The sequence below is a fragment of the Aquabacter albus genome (assembly GCF_040049275.1).
Lineage (GTDB): Bacteria > Pseudomonadota > Alphaproteobacteria > Rhizobiales > Xanthobacteraceae > Aquabacter.
In genome coordinates, this window is sequence record NZ_JBDZDT010000003.1 from 402,960 (window position 1) to 418,768 (window position 15,809).

The window sequence follows — 15,809 nt, forward strand, 5'->3', positions numbered from 1 at the left end:
GCCACCCCTCAAGCACACCGTCATGGCCGGGCTTGACGTTTGCCTCCAGGGGCTACCCCCCCACCTCTTCCCGCAAAATCTCCAGCCGCAGCCATTCCTCTTCCGCCGCGTCGATGTCCGCCTGGGTCTTGGAGAGGGCGGCGGAGGTGCGCTCGAACTTGCCGGGGTCCTTGGCATAGAGCGCAGGGTCGGCCAGCACCGCTTCCAGCTTGTCGGCTTCAGTGCGCAGCTTCTCCAGGGTCTTGGGCAGGGTCTGGAGCGCATGCTTCTCGTGGAAGGAGAGGCGGCGCTTGTCCTCGGACTTGTTGCCCGCCGTCGGCTGCAGCGCCGCGGGCTTCTTGCCCGCCCGCCCGCTCTCCGGCTTCGCCTTCGCTTCCACCCCATGGCCGCGCTGGGTGACCATGTCGGAATAGCCGCCGGCATATTCGCTGAACTGGCCATTGCCTTCCGCCGCGATCACCGAGGAGACGGTGCGGTCCAGGAAGTCACGGTCATGGCTCACCAGCAGCACGGTGCCGGGATAGTCCGCCACCATCTCCTGGAGCAGATCGAGGGTTTCGAGGTCGAGGTCGTTGGTGGGCTCGTCCAGCACCAGGAGGTTGGAGGGCAGCGCCAAGGCGCGGGCCAGCATCAGGCGGGCGCGCTCGCCGCCGGAGAGCACGCGCAGCGGCGAATGGGCCTGGTCCGGCGTGAACAGAAAGTCCTTGAGGTATCCCATCACGTGCTTGGGCGCCCCGCCCACCATGAGCGTGTCGCCGCCGCCCCCTGTGAGCGCATCGCGCAGGCTCATTTCGGGATCGAGGGCGGTGCGCTTCTGGTCGAGGGAGGCGATTTCGAGGTTGGCGCCGATCTTCACCGTGCCGCTGTCGGGATTGAGATCGCCGGTGAGCATCTTCAGCAGCGTCGTCTTGCCCGCGCCGTTGGGCCCGACAATGCCGACGCAGTCGCCGCGCAGGATGCGGCTTGAGAAGTCCTTCACCACGGCGGTCTCGCCGAAGCTCTTGGAGATGCCCTTCGCCTCGATCACCAGCTTGCCCGATGTCTCCGCCTCGGTGACGGTGATCTTCACCGCGCCCGGCCCGCGCCGCTCCTCGCTCTTGTCGCGGCGCATGGAATGCAATTCGCCCAGGCGCCGCACATTGCGCTTGCGGCGGGCGGTGACGCCGTAGCGCAGCCAGTCCAGCTCGGCGACGATCTTGCGGTCGAGCTTGTGGCGTTCGGTCTCCTCCTGCTCCAGCACCTGGTCGCGCCAGCCCTCGAAGGCAGAAAAACCCTGGTCCAGACGGCGCGTCACGCCCCGGTCGAGCCAGACGGTGGAACGGGACAGGTTCTGCAGGAAGCGCCGGTCATGGCTGATGATGACGAGGGCCGAGCGCAGCGACTTCAGCTCGCTTTCCAACCATTCGATGGCGGGCAGATCGAGATGGTTGGTGGGCTCGTCCAGCAGCAGCACGTCCGGCTCGGGCGCGAGCACGCGGGCGAGCGCAGCACGGCGCGCCTCGCCGCCGGAAATCTTCGCCGGGTCTTCCGCGCCGGTGAGGCCGAGCTGCTCCAGGAGGTAGAGGGCGCGATAGGCATCGTCGCCCTCTCCCATCCCCGCTTCCACATAGGCAAGCGTGGTCGCGAAGCCGGAAAAGTCCGGCTCCTGCGGGAGATAGCGCACGGTGGCGCCGGGCTGCACGAAGATCGTGCCCCCGTCCGGCTCCATGAGGCCGGCGGCGATGCGCAGCAGCGTCGACTTGCCCGAGCCGTTGCGGCCGACAAGGCAAAGCCGTTCACCGGGCGCAACGGAGAACTCGGCGCCCGCCAGAAGCGGGGTCGCGCCAAAGCGCAGGTAGATGTCCTGAAGCTGGATGAGGGGAGGAGCCATACGGGCGGAATAGAACATGTTCCGCCGCGAGGGAACCGCCTGCGCGGCCCCCGGTCAGTCCCGGTCGCTCTCCAGCTTCAGTCCCGCCTACCGGTCAGTGGACCGTGGCGGGTGCCCTAAGCTTGGTGATTTGATCCTTGAGGACGAGTTTTCGGCGTTTCAATTCCGCAAGGCGCAGCGGATCGGATGCCGGATGTGCGAGTTCTCTGTTGATTTCCGTCTGGAGAGCTGCGTGACGACGCTGAAGCTCTTCAAGGTGCGACTGGACGGACATTAGGCGCCTCTCCCTGTCTGCAACACGACATCAGTCTGTCATGGAGGCGGCGAAGAGTCGACCACCCTCCGGTAGGTCAAGCCGGTGGGATTCGGGAAATTCGCCGGATCGGGCGGTCCACCCCGAGAGCAGGCGCCGCGCGGGGACGCATTAGGCAATGCATTGAAATAAAACAAGATTTTTTAGGATGGGCGGCGCTGATTGGATTTCCTCCGGGAAGGGCCGCTCGTCGTGCTTGCAGGGACGGCGCCCCGTGCCATATTCGGACATCGGCTCCTGCTCGGGCGTTGCGGAACAGTGCATGACCAGTGATGAGGAACGTGAGCTGCGGGCGCTTCTGGAGCGGCTGCGCCAGGAGCACAGGGACCTCGACGCCGCCATTTCCGCCCTCATGGCGGTCACGGGGTCGGACATCCTGCAGATCCAGAGGCTGAAGAAGCGCAAGCTCCAGCTCAAGGACCGCATCAGCCACCTCGAGGACGAACTTTTCCCCGATATCATTGCCTGAATCTTAAAATCGGCCGCTCGTCCTGGACAAGCGAAAGCGAAGCTTGAGCGCAGATCCGGGACCCAGCGCAAGGGACCGCCGAAGGCGCTTCAATTCGTTTCCGACGCCGCGCGGCGGAGACGTTTTCACGCTGGTCGCGGATTGGCTGCTTCGCAGGACTTTTGCGCTGGGTCCCGGATCTGCGCTCCGCCTGCGGCGTCGCTTGTCCAGGACAAATTCCACCTCTACCGCCGTCATCCCCGGGCTTGACCCGGGGATCTCTTGAATTGCCCGGTGCGCCGTGTCCTGAAAGAGATGGCCGGGCCGAAGCCCGGCCATGACGTCTTATTGGACCAAAGGCTCAGATCTGACCCAGCAGGGTCTGGGCGCTGGACATGTCGGCCTTGGAGGGCACGTCTTCCACGTTCAGCACCTTCACCACGCCGTCCTCAACCAGCATGGAGTAGCGCTTGGAGCGCACGCCGAGCCCGGCGGCGGAGCCGTCGAAAGTGAGGTCCAGGGCCTTGGCGAACTCCGCCGTGCCGTCGGAGAGGAACAGGATCTTGTCGTCGGCGCCGGAGGCCTTCTCCCACGCGCCCATGACGAAGGGGTCGTTCACGGACACCACCGCGATGGTGTCGATGCCCTTCGCCTTGATCTCGTCGGCGCGGGCGATATAGCCCGGCAGGTGGTTCTTGTGGCAGGTGGGCGTGAAGGCGCCCGGCACTGCGAACAGGACCACGCGCTTGCCCTTGAAGATCTCTTCGCTGGTCTTGGGAACGGGGCCGTCCACGGTGCTCACGCGGAAGGTGGCCGAGGGCAAGGCGTCGCCGACTGAGATGGGCATCATTCTCTCCGCAGATTGCTGGCCTGAAGGCGCGGGACATGACCGCGCTGGCCGGCAGACAATAGAAAGATTTCGCCGTTGCGAAAGGGCCGAGATTGGCCCCCGGCTCAGTTTGCCGGCAAGGGAACCGGGGTCTCCACCGCCCGGCCGCCATCCACCAGGGTCAGGCGGAGCACCGCGCCCTTCCATGTGGCGCCGGAGGGCAGCCCGTCCAAAGCGAAGGTGAAGCGGGTCTTTCCCTCGCCGGCCGGCTGCCGGCTGGGCAGCGGAAGCGCCCAGGCCTCATCGGGGCCTTCCGCGAACAGGTCCGCATTGGCGGCCGTGGTGTTGGCGATCACCTCCACCACCGGCGGGGTGGCGCCGGCATCCACCTTGACGCTGGCAATGCCGGGCGCCGCCGCGCCCAGCGGCGCGGGCACCGGCACGCTGGCGCGGGCGGCGGCCAAGGCGGCGTTGGGCGTGCCGTCTCCGGGCGGTATTTCCAGGGAGAGCTGCGCGTGCGCAGGCACGCAGAGCGCCTCGCACACGGCAAAATCCAGCGACAGCTCGAGCAGCGTGGCCTTGCCGGGCGTGTCCAGCTCCACCGTCACGGGCAGGATCACGGAGCCGCTCTTATAGCCGATGGAATGGCCGCTCGCCCCGTCCGAGAAGCGGCGTGGTGCGGGGAAGGCGACGCTGGTGCCGCGCACGTTGCGGGAACCGCTCCAGTCGAACCGGGGCGGAATGCCGCTGTCGCCGGGATAGCGCCAATAGGTCTTCCAGCCGGTGGTGAGGCGGATTTCCACCCCCGCCTCCAGCTTCCCGCCCGCGATGCCGCCGGACACGAGGCGCACATCGGCGCCCTGCGTGCGCACCCATGGCGTCTCCCCGGCTTGGGCCGCCAGGGGCGCCGCGATGAGGAGGGACAGGAGCGGGAGGATGCGGGGTGTAACCATGCCCATGCGCCTAACCTGTCCGGCCGCGAAGTGCAAAGCCGCACCACGCAATTTCACGTGACGTTGCGGCCGGAGAGGCCGGTGCGGGATCCCCTTGGGCCTCATCGGCGTTTTCAAACGATCCACATCGCGGTAGGCTTTGCCCCATGATGGTCGATCTCAAGAGCCTCGCGTCCGGTGGTCCACCCGAGTTTCTCGACGGGAAGATGCTCATTGCCATGCCGTCCATGCAGGACGAGCGCTTCTCCCGCACCCTCATCTATCTGTGCGCCCACTCGGCCGAGGGCGCCATGGGCATCGTGGTGAACCAGCCCGCGAACCATATCGATTTCGCCGACCTGCTGGTCCAGCTCGACGTGGTCGCCGCCGCCGAGCGCATTCTGCTGCCCAAGCAAGCGGGGGCGGTGAAGGTGCTGCGGGGCGGGCCGGTGGAGACGGGACGCGGCTTCGTGCTGCATTCGGCGGACTATTTCATCGAGAATTCGACGTTGCCCATCGACGAGGGCATCTGCCTGACCGCCACGCTCGACATCCTGAAAGCCATTGCCGGCGGGCGGGGGCCTTCCAACGCGGTGCTCGCGCTCGGCTATGCGGGCTGGGCGCCGGGGCAGCTGGAAACCGAAATCCAGGCCAATGGCTGGCTGCACTGCCACGCCGATCCCGATCTCGTGTTCGGCGATGTAGTGGAGGCCAAATACGACCTGGCGCTGCGGCGGTTGGGGATCGTGCCGGGCATGCTCTCGAACGAGGCCGGGCACGCGTAGGGTGCCCATAGCCGTCGCCATTGTCCTGGGCGCATGCAACGCAGCGAAGCGCAGTGGAATGCGACCCGGGACCCAGCGCAAGAGACCGCCGAAGGCGCTTCAATAAGCCCTCGCCGCGCGGCGAGGGCGTGAGGGCGCTGGTCGCGCCATTGCCGGCTTCGCCGGACTCTTGCGCTGGGTCCCGGATCTGCGTTCGCGCTATGCGCTCACTTGTCCAGGACAAGAGCGCCCCGCCCTACCCCGCCGCCTGACGCCGGCGCCGCGGTTCCGCGGGCATGGGCTCGAACAGCGCGCGGCATTCCTCGCTGGTGAGGGGCTCGCCGAGCAGCACGCCCTGCGCGTATTCCGCGCCGAAATGGGCCATTTCCCCGGCTTCCGTCTCCTTCTCCACCCCCTCCGCGATCACCTCCATGCCGAGATGGTGCGCAAGGTCGATGATGGAGCCGACGATGATGGGCCGCGCCGCGCGGGCCGCGCCCTTGGCGCTCTCCTGCACGAAGCGCTGGTCGATCTTGATGGTGTCGAACGGGAAGCGCTGGAGATAGGACAAGGCCGACTGGCCGGTGCCGAAATCGTCAAGGCAGAGGCCCGCGCCCAGTTCGCGGATACGCGCCAGCATCACGGCGGCATATTCCGGATTCTCCATCACCAGCGCCTCGGCCACTTCCAGCTTCAGCGAGCCGGGGGCCACCGCGTTGCGGGCGAGAACCGCCTTCAGGTCCTGGATCAGGTCGTGCCGCAGGAGCTGCCGGGAGGAGACATTGACGTTCATGAAGAGCGGCGGGTCCACCCGCACCTGACGCTGCCACTGGCCGAGCTGGCGTGCCGCGCGCTCCAGGGCGAACAGGCCGAGATCGAGGATCAGCCCGCTCTCCTCGGCGATGGGCAGGAATTCGTCGGCGGCCAGTTCGCCCAAGGTCGGGTGCTTCCAGCGCAGGAACGCCTCGAAGCCGCCGATGGCGCGGTCGTGCAGCCGCACGATGGGCTGGTAGCGCACCAGGATCTCGTCCCGCTCCAGCGCGCTGCGCAGGTCGCTCTCCAGCGAGAGGCGGTCGATCTTCTGCTGGCGCATGGCGGGGCGGAACACCTCGATGCGGTCGCCGCCGATGCGCTTGGCGTAATACATGGCGAGTTCCGCGTCCTTCAGCACCTCGTTCCTCTTGGCGAGGTCCGGGCCGGACAGGACGAGGCCGATGGAGGCGGTGATGAACACCTCCCGGTCGGCGAAGGTGATGGGCGCGCGCAGCGAGCGGCGCAGCGTGTCGGCGAAGGTGGTGATGCGCTCGGGGTCGCGCTCGGACATGAGGATGAGGCCGAACTGGTCGCCGGAGATGCGCGCCAGCGTGTCCTGCGGCTTCAACAGGCGCATCATGCGGCGCGCCACGGTGAGCAGGATGGAATCCGCCATGGCCATGCCCACGGAGAGGTTCACCTGCTTGAAGCGGTCGAGGTCGATGAACATGACCGTGGGCTTCAGCGTGTCGTCGATGCGCGCGAACGTGATGGCCTGGTCCAGCCGGTCGAGGAACAGCTCCTTGTTCGGCAGGCCGGTGAGGTTGTCGCGCACCGCATCGTGCAGCAGGCGCTCGGCCGCCATGCGCTCGCCGGTCACGTCGGTGAGCGTGCCCACGCACCGCACCACCTCGCCGTCCGCACCCACCACCGGGCGGGCGCGCAGATTGAAGGTGAGGTAATGGCCGTCGATGGCGCGGAGCCGGAAATCCTGGTCGATGCGCCCGCGCCGCTGGTCGATGATGCCATCCAGCGTCGCGCGGAAGCGGTCGCGGTCGGCGGGGTGGAGCACTTCCAGCCAGCCGGCGGCTTCGGTCTCCAGCGAGCGGCGCTTGAGGCCCAGCGCCTCCTCGGCCTCGGGTGAGGTGTAGATGCGGTCGGAGTCCACATCCCAGTCCCAGACGATGTAGCCGGAGCCGGCCAGCGCCAGCGCGCGGCGCTCGAGATCCGAGGTGGAGCCCTGGATAGCGCCGAGGCCGGCAAAGGCGTGCTGCATCACGGTGAAGCCGATGAGCATCACGATGAGCACGAGGCCGCCGGAGAGCGCGGGCGCCACCATGTCGTTGGTGACAAGGCCCTCCACCGTGAGCCCGGCCATGACCACCCACACCACCAGCAGCAGCCAGGTGGGGATGATGAGCACCGCGCGGTCGTAGGAATGCTGGGACAGCCAGATGACCACGCCCAGCCCCGCCACCGCCACGGCGAACAGCGAGAGGCGCGCAATGCCCGCCGCCACGGGCGCATCGAGCAGTGCCACCACCACGAGGGCGGCGAGGAAGACCAGCCAGCCCGCCGCCACATGCATGTAGCGCACGTGCCAGCGGTTGAGGTTGAGATAGGCGAACAGGAACACCAGCAGCGTCGCGGTGAGGATCGCCTCGCCCGCCGCGCGCCAGAACTGCTCGGCGATGGGGGAGAGGCCGAACACCTTCGACCAGAAGGAGAAATCGAGCCCGATATAGCCCAGCACCGCCCACGCCAGCGCCGCGGCGGCCGGAAACATCACCGAGCCCTTCACCACGAACAGGATGGTCAGGAACAGCGCGAGCAGGCCCGCAATGCCGATGACGATGCCGTGATAGAGGGTGAAGGAGTTGACCTTGTCCTTATAGGCGTCCGGCTCCCACAGATAGAATTGGGGCAGGTTCGGCCCGGCCATCTCGGCGATGAAGGTGACGGTGGAGCCGGGATCGAGGGTGACGAGGAACACGTCCGCGTCGGGCGCCGCCTGGCGCTCCGGCTTGAAGCCCTGGCTCGGGGTGAGGTTCAGGATACGCCGGTTGCCGAGGTCCGGCCAGAACAGGCCCGAGCCCACCATGCGATAGAACGGCGCGACGATCAGCCGGTCCACCTGCTCGTCGGTGTTGTTGGAGAGGGCGAAGACGATCCAGTCCGCCTTGGGGCGGCCGTCCGTGGTGTGCACCTCGATGCGCCGCACGATGCCGTCGGCGCCGGGCACGGTGGAGACCTGGATGCGGTCCGTATCGGTGGCGATACGCTCTGCGGCGGGCAGGAGGTCCGTGACCTTGGCATCAAGCCGAATGGCCACCGCCTCGACCGCATAGGCCGGCACCACCGGCGCCAAAGCGGCGAGCAGCAACACACACAGGGCAAGAACAAGACGCAACGGCGAGCCTCCGCGCCCGGTCTGCCACCGGGACGAAGTCCCATCACTAAAGCCCCCCTGCGGCCGGAGCAAGGCGAAGGCCGCGCTGGAGCCGCCGAACCTTTGGACCACCGCGCCCTTCACGCGCGATCGCCCACGGTCATGCAACCTCCAGTACGATCTTGCCCATATGCGCGCTCGTCTCCATGCGCGCATGGGCGCCGGCGGCGTCGGTAAAGGGGAAGATCCGGTCCATCAGCGGGCGCAGGGCGCCTTGCGCCAGCAGCGGCCAGACCTTCTCTTCCAGCGCGCGGGCGATGGCGGCCTTGTCGGCCACCGGCCGGGAGCGAAGCGTCGCGCCGGTATGGGTGAGCCGCTTCAGCATAAGGCGCATGAAGTCCACCTGCGCCTTCGAGCCGTCCTGGAAGGCGATCTGCGCGATGCGCCCGTCGGTGGCCGCGGCCTCGAAATTGCGCTGGATATAGGTCCCGCCCACCACGTCGAGGATGACGTCCACGCCCTTGCCCCCGGTGGCGGCCTTCACCTCGGCCACGAAATCCTGGGTCTTGTAGTCGATGGCGAGATCCGCGCCGAGGCTGCGGCAGGCCTCGCACTTCTCGGGCGAGCCGGCGGTGGTGAACACCTTCGCCCCGAAGGCCTTGCCCAGCATGATGGCGGTGGTGCCGATGCCGCCCGTGCCGCCATGGACCAGAAGGCTCTCTCCGGGCTGCAGCCGGGCGCGGTCGAAGACATTGCTCCACACCGTGAAGAAGGTCTCGGGGATGGCCGCCGCCTCCTGGAGCGACAGGCCCAAGGGCACCGGCAGCGCGGTGACTTCCGGCGTCGGGCAATATTGCGCATAGCCGCCGCCGGTGACGAGGGCGCAGACCTGATCGCCGATGGCGTAGCGGGACGCGCCCTCCCCCAGGGCCACCACGGTGCCGGCAATCTCCAGGCCCGGAATGTCCGACGCGCCGGGCGGCGGCGGATAGAGGCCGCGCCGCTGCACAACATCCGGCCGGTTGATGCCGGCGGCCGCCACCTTCACGAGGATTTCCCCCTTGCCCGGCTGCGGCACCGGCCGCGTGCCAGGCACCAGGGCCTCGGGGCCTCCCGGCGTCGGGATAGTGATGGCGGTCATGGTGGCGGGAAGATCTGTCATGGCGCGGATCCGTAAGGGTCGGCGCCGTGACGGCGCGGCGAAAGGTTGGGGGTCTAGTAACAAAGGCGGCGCAGCGCGAGAATGGCGTAAATGCGCGCACGAGAGGAGGCAGCCCATGATGGAGGAAGACCGCCCGAGGCCGAAACCCTCACCGCTGGAGCCCGGCGCCGACCTCTCGCGCCTGTCGCTGGAGGAGATCGAGGAGCGCATCGCGCTCTACAGGGAAGAGATTGCCCGGCTGGAGGCGGCACTCACCGCCAAGCGCGCCTCGCTCAATGCGGCGGAGTCCGTGTTTAAATTCTAGGGGAGGTCACAGGCGGGGCAGCGTGCCTTTTGAGGCTGTCATGCCCGGACTTGATCCAGGCATCCCTCGTCATCCCTAGTGCACAACCTTGAGGCAGATGGCCGGTTCGAGCCCGACCATGACGGGCAAGAAACGCCTTCCACCCGGCCGGAGAGGCTGGTCGCACAATCCTCTACATCCGTCATGGCCGGGCTTGTCCCGGCCATCCACGAGGCTCTGCTGGGTGCGGGGCTAACGGAGACACGTGGATGCCCGGGCATGACGGTGGTTTTCAATGTCGTTTCGTGAGGGGGCGCGGGGCGAGGGCATGGCGCTCCTGCCGGTCGGAACCAAACCTTAGCAGGCTCCCGTCCGAAGCAGCAAAAACCCTTAACGCCGCGTTAACCCATTTGCGTCATCCTGACGCTGTCCTTGACCGGACATGGGCCTCGGAAGCCGTTCTTCTCCGAGCGCCCGCATGGCGTTCCTCCTTGTCTCACTGAGCCGCCGCAAGGCGGCTCTTCTTTGGAGAGACTTGAAGGAGGACAAGGGAGCAGAGGCTCCCGATCAGCTCTTCAGCAGGCCGCCGAACTTGTTCTTGAAGCGCGACACGCGGCCACCGCGGTCGAGGAGCTGCTGCGTGCCGCCGGTCCACGCCGGGTGGGTACGGGGATCGATGTCGAGCTGCATCGTGTCGCCGTCCTTGCCGTAGGTGGACCGCGTCGTGTACTCGGAACCGTCCGTCATCACCACCTTGATGAAGTGGTAGTCGGGGTGAATGTCGCTTTTCATAGGGTCGATCCTTCTCGCCGCCTCGCGCCATTGGCCAACGGCGGCGGTCTCAATTCGTTTCCTGACGGAAGTGGCGGGTCTATAGCCGAGAGCATGCGTTGACACAAGCGGACACATCACAGGTCTCCGACCGGGACCAAATCTCGCCTTCCCCTACGGAAACGAAGCGGCGCCCCTCTTTGGGCCCGCTCCTCGCCTTGTTGCCCTATGCGCTGCGCTACCGCACGCGCATCGCGGCGGCACTGGCGGCCCTTGTGGCGGCGGCGCTCGCCATGCTGACCCTGCCCATCGCGGTGCGGCGCATGATCGATTACGGCTTCGCCGCCGACCATGTGGGCCTGATCGATCGCTATTTCGCGGTGCTCGTCTTCGTCGCCGCCGTGCTTGCGGCGGCGTCCGCCATCCGCTTCTACCTCGTCACCACGCTGGGCGAGCGGGTGGTAGCGGACCTTAGAAGCGCGGTGTTCGCCCGCCTCACCACCCTCGACGGCACGTTCTATGACACCGCCCGCGTGGGCGAGCTGACCTCGCGCCTCACCGCCGACACCACCCACATCAAGGTGGCGGTGGCCACCTCCGCCTCGGTGGCGCTGCGCAATCTCGTCATGTGCATCGGCGCGGCGGCCATGATGGTGGTGACGAGCCCGCGCCTGTCGGGCCTCGTCCTCGTCGCCATCCCCTTCATCATCCTGCCGTTGGTGGGCTTCGGCCGGAAGGTGCGCGGGCGCAGCCGCAAGGCGCAGGACACGCTGGCGGACGCCTCCGCCTATGCCTCCGAAGTGATCGGCGCCATGCGCGCGGTTCAGGCGTCGAGCGCCGAAGGCGCCGCCCGGGCGCGGTTCGACAGGGAAGCCGAACGGGCCTTCGATGCCGCGCGCGCCGCCACCTGGGCGCGGGCGCTGCTCACCGGCTGCGGCATCTTCCTGGTGTTTGCCAGCGTCGTCGCCGTGCTCTGGATGGGCGCCCAGTCGGTGCTCGCCGGCACCATGACGGGGGGCGATCTCAGCCAGTTCGTGCTGTTCGCCGTGCTCGCCGCCTCAAGCCTCGGGGAATTGTCGCAGACCTGGGGCGAGGTCTCGGCCGCCACCGGCGCGGCCGAGCGGATCGGCGAGCTGCTGAAGGTGGAGCCGCTGGTGCGCGCCCCGGCCCGTCCCCTGGCCCTGCCCGCCCGCATTTCCGGCGCCATCCGCTTCGATCAGGTGTCCTTCTCCTATCCCACCCGCCCCGGCCACCAGGCCCTGGACAACATCTCCTTCTCGGTTCGCCCGGGTGAGCGGGTGGCGCTCGTCGGGCCGTCGGGCGCGGGCAAGAGCAGCGTGTTCCAGCTGCTGGAGCGGTTCTATGACCCGCAAAGCGGACGCATCCTCCTGGACGAGGCGGATATCGCCCAATGCGATCCCGTCGCGGTGCGCCGCCAGCTCGCTCTGGTGCCTCAGGAGGTGGCGATCTTCGCCGACACGGTGCGCGAGAACATCCGCCTCGCCCGCCCCGAGGCGAGCGATGCGGAAGTGGAAGAGGCCGGGCGCGCCGCTTTGGTGGACGAGTTCGTGGACCGCCTGCCGGAGCGCTGGGAGACGATGGTGGGCGAGCGGGGCGTGACGCTTTCCGGCGGCCAGCGCCAGCGCATCGTCATCGCACGCGCCATCCTGCGCGCGGCGCCCATCTTGCTGCTGGACGAAGCGACCTCCGCCCTCGACGCGGAGAGCGAGACGCTGGTGCAGACGGCGCTGGAGCATTCCATGGCCGGGCGCACCACCCTCGTCATCGCCCACCGCCTCGCCACCGTGCTCTCGGCCGATCGTATCCTCGTCATGGAGGACGGGCGCATCGTGGACGAGGGCACCCACGGCCAGCTCGTGGCCAAGGGCGGCCTCTATGCCCGCCTCGCCGCACTCCAGTTCAACGTGGCGGCGTGAGGCAGGCGGCCTCGCGATCTCGCCGAAACACCGCGTTTCCGATCCCCCGCCATACGGGATGATCGGAGCGCGCCCTAGAATGGCAGATCGGAAGCGAGCGTCGCGACGTTGGCGATGATCAACAGGACCATGTTCGCGCGCACACTCCTGGTGAACAGGAGCGCGAACAAGGCGGTGACGCCGAAGACCTCGATGCCGGCCGGAATGGAACTCGAACTGGGGTCATCGGGCAGCTCCACGCCCACGGCCATCAAGCCGATCTGATACCCCAGCACCATGAAATTGATCGCCAGAAGCCCGCCGATGACGACGGTACGGACTTGAAAATAGTATTCATCGAAATCGGGCCATTGCTTCATCTCCGGCGGGAAGACGAAGGTCGACAGGCCGTAATAGGCACCGATGACCGCGATCATGCCGGACAGGCCGAACATGTCCACGGGCAGATGGGGACCCAGCTCCGCGAATTTGAACCAGAAGGTGATCTGGTCCAGCACGATGAGGATGCCGAGCAGCGGCACCAGCCAGCCGATGCGCATGGGGGTCTCAAGGGTCTCCGCGCCCTGACGGATGCGCCAGACGCGGGCGAAGCCTTTCAGCACCTCGGCGGTGGCCAGCCCCAGCAAGATGCCGAACACCCGGGAGACCAGATCGAAGCCGCTCATCTCCCGCCCTTCACCCGCCCGAATAGACCCGCCGATAGCGCGCGCCGAGCGAGGTGAGCACCTCATAGCCGATGGTGCCGCCATGGGCGGCCAGCTCGTCCACGCTGATGCCGTCCCCCAAGATCACCGCCATGTCCCCGCGCTTCACCGCGCCTTCGGGAAGGTCGGTCACATCCACCGCGGTGAGGTCCATGGAGACGCGCCCCACCAGCGGGCAGCGCCGGCCGGCGATGATGGCATCGGCGCCGGCATGCGCGTCCGTCGCGCCATAAGCGCGGAAGAAGCCGTCCGCATAGCCGAAGGACAGGATGGCGATGCGGCTCTCCCGCTTCAGGGTCTGCGCCGCGCCATAGCCGACGCTGTCCCCCGGCAGGCCGTTCCGCACCTGGATCACCGGCACCTCAAGCCGCACCACCGGCTTCAGGGGCGGCGTGCCCGCCACCGCGACGCCGCCATAGAGCGCGATGCCCGGCCGGGTGAGATCGAAATGAAGCTCGCGTCCGCCGAGGCAGCCGGCGGAATTGGCGAGGGAGGCGGGAATGCCGGCAAATGCCGCGGCCACCCGCGCGAACCGCTCGCGCTGGAGCGCGGTGAAGGGATGGCCCGGCGTGTCGGCGCAGGCGAGGTGGGTGCCGATGAGGGACGGGGTGAACCCCGCGCCCCGCTGCGCCAGGGCAAACGCCTCCTCCAGGGTGAGGCCGAGGCGGTTCATGCCCGTATCCACATGGATGGCGGCGGGCAGATCCACGCCGCGCGCGGCGCACAGGCGCGCCCAATCCTCGATCTCCGCCGGGCTGCTGAGAACCGGGCGCAGGCGCGGCCCGGGGAATGCCTCCGCCGTGCCGAGCAGCAGCCCGCCCAGGACATAGATGTCCGCCTCGGGCAGCACGTCGCGCAGAATGAGGCCCTCCTCCATCAGCGCGACGAAGAAGGTGCGCGCGCCCGCCGCCCACAAAGCCGGCGCCACCTGCTCGACGCCCAGCCCATAGGCGTTCGCCTTCACGACCGCCCCGCATTCGGCGGGGGCGACCCGCGCGGCGAGGGTGCGCCAATTGTCGGCCAAAGCGCCGAGATCGATGGTGAGGACCGCGCTCGCGCAGCCGGAGGGATGGTTCATCGCTGTTCCGGGAAACGGTCCTTGTCGGCGAGGTTGGAGAAGCGCGTGAACTGCGCCTCGAACTGCACCCTCACCGTGCCGGTGGGGCCATGGCGCTGCTTGCCGACGATGACCTCAGCCGTGCCCTCGCACGCCTTCATGTCGGTCTCCCACTTGAACCATTCCTCCGTGCCGGGCTTCGGCTCCTTGCCCTTCAGGTAATACTCCTCGCGGAACACGAACATCACCACGTCGGCGTCCTGCTCGATGGAGCCGGATTCGCGCAGGTCCGAGAGCTGGGGGCGCTTGTCGTCGCGGCTTTCGACCTGACGCGACAATTGGGAGAGCGCCATGATGGGCACGCGCAGCTCCTTCGCCAGCGCTTTCAGGCCCGTGGTGATCTCGGTGATCTCCTGCACGCGGCCCTGGGAGGCGGTCTTGGAGGAACCGGTGAGCAATTGGAGATAGTCCACCACCATGAAGTCCAGCCCCCTCTGGCGCTTCAGGCGGCGGGCGCGGGCGGTGAGCTGGGCGATGGAGATGCCGCCGGTATCGTCGATATAGAGCGGCACCACCTGCATGGTCTGGGCGGCGGCGGCGAGCTTGGAGAATTCGCTCTCGTTGATGTCGCCGCGGCGCACCTTGTAGGAGGGAATCTCGGTCTGCTCGGAGAGGATACGGGTGGCCAATTGCTCGGCCGACATTTCCAGCGAGAAGAAGCCGACGATGCCCCCGCTCAGCGCCTCGGTTGAACCATCCGGCTTGGTCTCCCCGCGATAGCTCGCCGCGATATGGTAGGCGATGTTGGTGGCGAGCGAGGTCTTCCCCATGGCGGGGCGGCCGGCGAGGATGATCAGGTCGGAGGGCTGGAGCCCGCCCATCTGGTGGTCGAGATCATCGAGCCCCGAGGCGATGCCGGAGAGGTGGCCCTCGCGCTGGAAGGCGTTGGACGCCATGTCCACCGCCTCGCGCAGCGCCTCGCCGAACCTTAGGAACCCGCCGTCATAGCGCCCACTTTCCGCGATGGCGTAGAGGCGCTTTTCCGCCTCCTCGATCTGCTCCTGGGGGCTCGCCTCCACGGGAGCATCGTAGGCGTCGGTGACGATCTCCTCGCCGATGCGAATCAGTTCGCGCCGCACCGAGAGGTCGTAGATGGCCCGGCCGTAATCCTCGGCATTGATGATGGTGGTGGCCTCGGCCGCGAGCCGGGCGAGGTAGCGCGGGCCGGAGAGGCCCGCCACATCCAGATCGGCGGGCAAAAACGTCTTCAGCGTGACCGGGGTCGCGACCTTGCCGGCGCGCACCAGGGCGCCGGAAAGCTCGAAGATGCGGGCGTGGATGGGCTCGTAGAAATGCTCCGGCCGCAGGAAGTCGGACACCCGGTAGAAGGCTTCGTTATTGACCAGGATCGCGCCCAGCAGCGCCTGCTCCGCCTCCACATTGTGGGGGGCCTGACGGTAGGAGGGGTCGTGCTGCCCCTGTTTTGCGGGAAGGTCGAGCATGGTGCGCCTTATGATGGCCGGCCGACACGTTTAGCAAATTCAACCTGAACGGCCTTGCCGAACCGTTCACGCGACCCCAGCTCTCCCCTGCGAAT

The 15,809-nt window shown here is 67.6% G+C and carries 14 protein-coding genes; 4 read left to right on the forward strand and 10 right to left on the reverse strand.

The window, feature by feature from the left end:
- Window positions 1–52: 52 nt before the first annotated feature.
- Complete coding sequence (locus ABLE91_RS08310; RefSeq protein WP_348930269.1) at window positions 53–1,870, reverse strand: ABC-F family ATP-binding cassette domain-containing protein; 1,818 nt, start codon at window positions 1,868–1,870, stop codon at window positions 53–55.
- Window positions 1,871–1,964: 94 nt separating this feature from the next.
- The gene (locus ABLE91_RS08315) at window positions 1,965–2,144 is read right to left on the reverse strand and encodes a YdcH family protein (protein ID WP_348930271.1); all 180 of its coding nucleotides are present in this window, start codon (window positions 2,142–2,144) and stop codon (window positions 1,965–1,967) included.
- A gap of 301 nt (window positions 2,145–2,445) precedes the next feature.
- Here ABLE91_RS08315 and ABLE91_RS08320 point away from each other — a divergent pair, with 301 nt between their 5' ends.
- A complete protein-coding gene (locus ABLE91_RS08320; RefSeq protein ID WP_348930272.1) occupies window positions 2,446–2,652 on the forward strand; it encodes a YdcH family protein in 207 nt (68 codons plus the stop codon).
- Window positions 2,653–2,992: 340 nt separating this feature from the next.
- Here ABLE91_RS08320 and ABLE91_RS08325 read toward each other — a convergent pair whose 3' ends face one another.
- Both ABLE91_RS08325 and ABLE91_RS08330 read right to left on the reverse strand, forming a co-directional pair.
- The gene (locus tag ABLE91_RS08325) at window positions 2,993–3,478 is read right to left on the reverse strand and encodes a peroxiredoxin (protein WP_348930274.1); all 486 of its coding nucleotides are present in this window, start codon (window positions 3,476–3,478) and stop codon (window positions 2,993–2,995) included.
- A 107-nt stretch (window positions 3,479–3,585) separates the two neighbouring features.
- Window positions 3,586–4,413: a protein-disulfide reductase DsbD domain-containing protein gene (locus tag ABLE91_RS08330; RefSeq protein WP_348930276.1), complete on the reverse strand. Its 828-nt coding sequence runs from the start codon at window positions 4,411–4,413 to the stop codon at window positions 3,586–3,588.
- A gap of 146 nt (window positions 4,414–4,559) precedes the next feature.
- Here ABLE91_RS08330 and ABLE91_RS08335 point away from each other — a divergent pair, with 146 nt between their 5' ends.
- Window positions 4,560–5,177, forward strand: coding sequence for a YqgE/AlgH family protein (locus tag ABLE91_RS08335; protein WP_348930278.1), 618 nt, complete (start codon window positions 4,560–4,562; stop codon window positions 5,175–5,177).
- A gap of 235 nt (window positions 5,178–5,412) precedes the next feature.
- Here ABLE91_RS08335 and ABLE91_RS08340 read toward each other — a convergent pair whose 3' ends face one another.
- Window positions 5,413–8,319, reverse strand: a complete 2,907-nt coding sequence (locus tag ABLE91_RS08340) for an EAL domain-containing protein (protein ID WP_348930279.1) — start codon at window positions 8,317–8,319, stop codon at window positions 5,413–5,415.
- A gap of 139 nt (window positions 8,320–8,458) precedes the next feature.
- Complete coding sequence (locus tag ABLE91_RS08345) at window positions 8,459–9,460, reverse strand: NAD(P)H-quinone oxidoreductase (protein ID WP_348930281.1); 1,002 nt, start codon at window positions 9,458–9,460, stop codon at window positions 8,459–8,461.
- 115 nt (window positions 9,461–9,575) lie between these two features.
- On the opposite strand from ABLE91_RS08345, the gene ABLE91_RS08350 reads away from it, so the two are divergent.
- Window positions 9,576–9,764 carry a DUF1192 domain-containing protein gene (locus tag ABLE91_RS08350; RefSeq protein WP_348930283.1) on the forward strand — a complete coding sequence of 63 codons (189 nt, stop codon included), beginning with the start codon at window positions 9,576–9,578 and terminating at the stop codon, window positions 9,762–9,764.
- Between the two features lie 546 nt (window positions 9,765–10,310).
- On the opposite strand, the gene rpmE is transcribed toward ABLE91_RS08350, so the two are convergent.
- Window positions 10,311–10,535: a 50S ribosomal protein L31 gene (rpmE, locus tag ABLE91_RS08355; RefSeq protein ID WP_348930284.1), complete on the reverse strand. Its 225-nt coding sequence runs from the start codon at window positions 10,533–10,535 to the stop codon at window positions 10,311–10,313.
- 98 nt (window positions 10,536–10,633) lie between these two features.
- Between rpmE and ABLE91_RS08360 the strand changes: the two genes are divergently transcribed.
- Window positions 10,634–12,451, forward strand: a complete 1,818-nt coding sequence (locus tag ABLE91_RS08360; protein WP_510181919.1) for an ABC transporter transmembrane domain-containing protein — start codon at window positions 10,634–10,636, stop codon at window positions 12,449–12,451.
- Window positions 12,452–12,525: 74 nt separating this feature from the next.
- On the opposite strand, the gene ABLE91_RS08365 is transcribed toward ABLE91_RS08360, so the two are convergent.
- The 3 genes from ABLE91_RS08365 to ABLE91_RS08375 are packed head-to-tail and all read right to left on the reverse strand — an operon-like array spanning window position 12,526 to window position 15,714.
- Complete coding sequence (locus ABLE91_RS08365; protein WP_348930288.1) at window positions 12,526–13,116, reverse strand: hypothetical protein; 591 nt, start codon at window positions 13,114–13,116, stop codon at window positions 12,526–12,528.
- A gap of 10 nt (window positions 13,117–13,126) precedes the next feature.
- The gene (alr, locus tag ABLE91_RS08370; RefSeq protein ID WP_348930290.1) at window positions 13,127–14,233 is read right to left on the reverse strand and encodes an alanine racemase; all 1,107 of its coding nucleotides are present in this window, start codon (window positions 14,231–14,233) and stop codon (window positions 13,127–13,129) included.
- The gene (locus ABLE91_RS08375; protein WP_348930292.1) at window positions 14,230–15,714 is read right to left on the reverse strand and encodes a replicative DNA helicase; all 1,485 of its coding nucleotides are present in this window, start codon (window positions 15,712–15,714) and stop codon (window positions 14,230–14,232) included. Before ABLE91_RS08375 ends, alr begins: the two co-directional genes overlap by 4 nt.
- Window positions 15,715–15,809: the final 95 nt, after the last annotated feature.